Annotated in this window: 4 protein-coding genes; 2 read left to right on the plus strand and 2 right to left on the minus strand. The window is 70.7% G+C overall.

Translation table 11 applies throughout. The features are described 5' to 3' along the window. Positions 1–306: 306 nt before the first annotated feature. Entirely contained in the window at positions 307–1,692 is a 1,386-nt protein-coding gene (gene lysA / locus IZR01_RS47965) for a diaminopimelate decarboxylase (protein WP_194927750.1), read from the minus strand. 68 nt (positions 1,693–1,760) lie between these two features. Further along, on the minus strand, positions 1,761–2,276 hold the full coding sequence (locus IZR01_RS47970; protein ID WP_194927751.1) for an SAV_915 family protein: 516 nt from the start codon (positions 2,274–2,276) through the stop codon (positions 1,761–1,763). A gap of 195 nt (positions 2,277–2,471) precedes the next feature. Between IZR01_RS47970 and IZR01_RS47975 the strand changes: the two genes are divergently transcribed. Then, positions 2,472–2,696, plus strand: a complete 225-nt coding sequence (locus IZR01_RS47975; RefSeq protein WP_194927752.1) for a hypothetical protein — start codon at positions 2,472–2,474, stop codon at positions 2,694–2,696. Between the two features lie 115 nt (positions 2,697–2,811). Beyond that, positions 2,812–5,192: DUF4118 domain-containing protein (locus IZR01_RS47980; RefSeq protein WP_194927753.1), on the plus strand; the 2,381-nt coding region annotated here is incomplete at its 3' end.

Genomic DNA, 5,192 nt, shown 5'->3' on the forward strand with positions numbered 1-5,192 from the left:
TGACCTTGATCTGGCTGTTGATCTGATTCTTGATCTGGTTCTTGTTCCAACTTGCCGGAGTTGAAGAGGCCTGAGATGCGCCGGGGTTGTGAACACCGGAACCGGCAGCCGACAAACACACCCGCCGCCCCGAACCCCGAACCGGCTCAACTATGACCGAAGGCCGTAAAAGGCTTTGAAACCCACACGCCAACCGCAACCAGCCCCACAAACCCCAGCCCTCCCCAAAAAACCCACAGGAAAAGGGCCGTATGCGCCGCGGTGAAGCGCATACGGCCCGGCCTGGTGGTGTGGGTGCGCCGCGACCTACAGACTCACATCGCGCGCCTGAAGGTCCTCCAGCGTTTCGCGCCGTATCAGGACCCTGGCCACGCCGTCGCGTACGGCGATCACCGGGGGGCGGCAGATCTGGTTGTAGGTCGAGGCCATCGAGTGCTGATACGCGCCGGTGCATGGGACGGCGAGTAGGTCGCCGGGGCGTAGGTCGGCCGGGAGTGGCAGGTCGCGGGCGATGATGTCGCCGGCTTCGCAGTGGCGGCCGACCACGGTCATCGGTTCCGGCGTCGCGGTGGAGGTACGGCCGATGAGGCGTGCGGTGTAGGCCGAGCCGTAGAGGGCCGGGCGTGGGTTGTCGCTCATGCCGCCGTCGACCGCGACGAAGGTGCGGATGCCGGGGATGCGCTTCATCGTCAGGACCCGGTACAGGGTCACGCCGGCGCGTGCCACGATCGCCCGGCCGGGTTCGACGGTGAGTTTGGGCACTGGTAGCCGATGTTGGTGGCAGGCCTTTGCGATCACTGTGCGGATGGTGCGCGCGTACTGGTCCAGGTCGAAGTCCGGGTCGCCGTCGCGGTAGCCGACCGCGTGGCCGCCGCCGAGGTCGAGTTCGGGCACGATGACGTTGAACTCGTCGCGGATCCAGGCCATCAGCGCTATCAGCCGGCGGGCGGCTTCGGCGAAGACCTCGACCGAGGTGATCTGGCTGCCGAGGTGGCAGTGCAGGCCGGCGAGTTCCAGGGCCGGGCGCTCGGCGAGCTGCCAGTGCAGGACTTGGCGGACCGCGTCGGCCGCCGCGCCGGTGGCCAGGGAGAAGCCGAACTTCTGGTCTTCGACGCCGGTGGCGATCGCTTTGTGCGTGTGGGCGTCCAGGCCGGGCGTGACTCGGATCAGTACCTTCTGCGGGTGTCGGGCGTGCGCGGCGACGGCGAGCTGCGTGATCTCGTAGGTGGAGTCGACCACGATGCGCCCGACGCCGTAGCCCAGCGCGTCCTGCACGTCGCGCGGGGTCTTGGCGTTGCCGTGCAGCACGATCCGGTCGGCCGGGAAGCCGACGTGCCGGGCCAGCGCCAGCTCGCCGCCGGAACACACATCCAGCGACAGCCCTTCGGACCGGACCCAGCCGATCATCGCTCGGCAGAGGAAGGCCTTGCCGGCGTAGGCGATCTCAGCTTCGGGCAGAGCGGAACGATAGGCCCGGGCACGGGCCCGGACGTCGGCCTCGTCCAGGACGTACGCCGGGGTGCCGTAGGTCGCGGCGATCTCCGCCAGCCGGACCCCGCCGACCGCCAGATCCTCCTCACCGGTGGCAGTGGGTGAAGAAGGGGTCTTCGTCGCGCTCGTCGGCGAGGGCAGGCCGGTGGTGGTCAGCGGCCACGGTGTCGTCTCGGCGGACAGCCGGAGTTGGTTCCTCATCGCAGTCGCAATCGTCGTTGGGGCAGCCGCAGTACCAGACACGCGGCGCGGACTCGGTGGAGCGGTGTTCAGTGAGCATGGCGGGCCGCCAGGCGGATGCGGGCGCCAGCGCGGCGGCGCGTGGGGGTGAGGGTCTGCAAGGCCACCAGCGGCTTCGGCGCTATGGCGACGGTCGCGCGCTCGGGGCGCGGCGTCGGAAGCGGCGCGGGAAGGGGCACCGGAAGCGGCGCGGGCACGACAGCCCGGGACGGCTCGGGCAGCAAGGTCGCGGCCGCGGGGGCCGACGCGGGCATCAGAGCCGGGGCGGGCGCGAACGGAACCGCGTCCACGCGCGTCTCCTCAGCACCGGCCTCGGCGAACATCCAGCGCGCCACCCGCGCGTTCAGCGGGATCCACTTCTGTTCGGGCCCGAACACCGCGGCCAGGGCCGTCTCGCAGGTGAACGCGAGCCCGACCCGGCGGCCGTCGGGAAGGCGGCCGGTGCGCACGGCGATCGAGCCGCAACGGCCGGAACGGACGGGGACCAGCAGCAGGAGCCGGTCGTCCTCGGTACGTTCGTCAGGCTCCAGAACAGTGGTGTCCATGATGCGCTCCTCATATGGCGCGGGCCTCCGCCGACTGTTCCGGCGAGACTTCCCACTTCCGAAAGTAGGAGCCTGAAACCGGCTCCGACAGGTCCGCCAACATGATCCAAGCGGCCTCGGCCCGGATGCGTACGACATGCAAGCAACCCTTGTGAACGCGATCACGAGGCTGGTCCGGGCGCTGTCGCAACCTGTTTGTCGCGGAGTGACGGCGGTTCATTCGGGGGACTTCGCGGGAACCCGGCGTTCCCCAGCCTCGGGCTGTGCGGGACCACGCTGGTCGGCCGCTATCTGGTCGGCACGCTGCGTGCCTCCGGCGTGAACTTCGTCGCACCGGCCACCGGCGCGGCGGTGCTGCCGGCCCTGCTGAACTTCCTCCCGGCGCTGTCCCTGGGCCCGCTGGCCGACGGGATGAAGTAGGCAATCCGGGTTGTTTGAAGAATTGCAAACGAGATGCAAACGCCAGCGGTTATCCACTCATTCGCGCGCGTGCGACGATCAGTGACGTGACCGCGGTGACTAGAGTGATGGTGCGATGAGCACGCGTGGCAAGCTGCGCGTATACCTGGGTGCGGCCCCCGGCGTGGGCAAGACCTACCACATGCTCGACGAGGCCCAGCGCCGCGCCGAGCGGGGCGGTGACGTGGTCGTGGGTTTCGTGGAGACCCACGACCGGCCGCACACCCAGGCCATGCTGGACGGCCTGGAGATCGTGCCGCGCCGCCGGATGGAGTACCGGGGCTCGGACTTCGAAGAGATGGACATCGACGCCATCTTGGAGCGGCGCCCCTCGGTGGTGCTGATCGACGAGCTCGCGCACACCAACATCCCCGGCTCGCGCAACGCCAAGCGCTGGCAGGACGTCGAGGAGCTGCTGGCCGTCGGGATCGACGTCATAGTCTCGCTCAACGTCCAGCACCTGGAGTCGCTGAACGACGTCGTCCAGAAGATCACCGGGGTCCCGCAGCAGGAGACCGTGCCGGACGAGGTCGTGCGCTCCGCGGACCAGATCGAGCTGATCGACATGGCCCCGGAGGCGCTGCGGCGCCGGATGGCGCACGGCAACATCTACAAGCCGGAGAAGATCGACGCCGCGCTGTCCAACTACTTCCGCCCCGGCAACCTGGGCGCCCTGCGCGAGCTGGCGCTGCTGTGGGTGGCCGGCCGGGTCGACGAGGCCTTGCAGCGCTACCGCGACCAGCACGGCATCGACAAGGTCTGGGAGACCCGGGAACGGATAGTGGTCGCGCTGACCGGCGGGCCCGAGGGCTCCACGCTGATCCGGCGCGGCGCGCGCATCGCCCAGCGGGTCGGGGCCAAGGGCTCGGACCTGCTGGCCGTGCACGTGGCCCGCTCCGACGGCCTGACCGGCGCCTCCCCGGCGCTGCTGGCCGAGCAGCGGGATCTGGTGGAGTCCCTCGGCGGGACCTTCCACTCGGTGGTCGGCGACGACATCCCGAACGCGCTGTTGCAGTTCGCGCGCGCCGAGAACGCCACGCAGCTGGTGATCGGCGTGTCCCGGCGCGGGCGGGTGGAGCGGTTCCTCGGCGGCTACGGCATCGGCGAGACCGTGGTGCAGCAGTCCGGCGACATCGACGTGCACATGGTCACCCACGAGCGGTCGGCGGCCGACCAGAGCCGCTGGACCTGGGTCCGGCGGGTGCTGCGGCAGCCGGAGACCGGGCCGCGCTGGTGGGGGCCGGTGGCCGGGCTGATCGTGCCGATCGTGCTCACGGTGATCCTGGACGCCCTGCGCTCCGAGCTGAACCTGACCAACCAGGTGCTGATCTTCCTGGCCGGGGTGGTCGCGGTGGCGCGCCTGGGCGGACTGCTGTCGGCGTTCTTCGCCTCGCTGACCGCCTCGCTGCTGCTGAACTACTACTTCATCAAACCGTTCTACCGCCTGACCATCAACGACCCGCAGAACATCCTGGCGCTGGTGGTGTTCGCCCTGGTGGCGCTGATCGTGGCCTCGGTGGTGGACTTCGCCTCGCGGCAGGAGCGGCGGGCCGGGAAGGCCTCGGCGGAGGCGGAGACTCTGTCCGAGCTGGCACGCTCCGTGCTGCGCGGGGACGAGGCGATCGGGGCGCTGCTGGGCCGGTTCCGGGAGACTTTCGGCATGGACTCGGTGGCACTGCTGGAACGGATCGACCCGAGCGCGCCGGTGCTGCCGGACGAGGCCGACGACCCGGACGCGTGGCGGATCGTCGCGGCCACCTCCGGGACCGGGACGATGCCGTGCCGGACGCCCGGCGAGGCCGACGTGCTGGTGCACGCCGGCCCGGACGCGATGCTGGTGCTGCGCGGGCGGGCGCTGCCGGCCGCCGACCAGCACGTGCTGACCGCGTTCGCGGCCCAGGCGGCGGTGGCGCTGGAGCGCTCGCGGCTGGCCCGGCAGGCCGCCGAGGCGGTGCCGCTGGCGGCCGCGGACAAGATGCGCACGGCGCTGCTGGCCGCGGTCTCGCACGACCTGCGGACCCCGCTGTCGGCGGCCAAGCTGTCGGTGGCCTCGCTGCGCGACACGTCGGTGGAGTGGTCCGAGGAGGACCGCGCGGAGCTGCTGGCCGGCGCCGAGGAGTCGCTGGACCGGCTCTCGCGGCTGGTGGACAACCTGCTGGACATGAGCCGGTTGCAGGCCGGGGCGCTGAACTTGCACATGGAGGACGTGGCGATCGAGGACGTCGCGGCGATGGCGATGGACAGCCTGGGCATCGACCGCTCCCAGGTGGATTTCCAGGAGCTGGCCGGGGTCCCGGAGGTGCAGGCGGACCCGATACTGCTGGAGCGGGCCGTGGCGAACCTGATCGCGAACGCGCTCAAGCACGGGTCGCAGGACCGGCCGGTGCTGCTGACCGCCTCGGAGCTGGCGGGGCGGGTGGAGCTGCGGGTGGCCGACCGGGGGCCGGGGATCCGGCC

The organism is Catenulispora pinisilvae, from assembly GCF_015356865.1.
GTDB classification, from domain to species: Bacteria; Actinomycetota; Actinomycetes; order Streptomycetales; family Catenulisporaceae; genus Catenulispora; species Catenulispora pinisilvae.

Coding starts and splice junctions, on each gene's coding strand:
- IZR01_RS47970 (WP_194927751.1), bottom strand. CDS start 2,276: ATGGACACCACTGTTCTGGAGCCTGACGAACGTACCGAGGACGACCGG.
- lysA (WP_194927750.1), bottom strand. CDS start 1,692: ATGAGGAACCAACTCCGGCTGTCCGCCGAGACGACACCGTGGCCGCTG.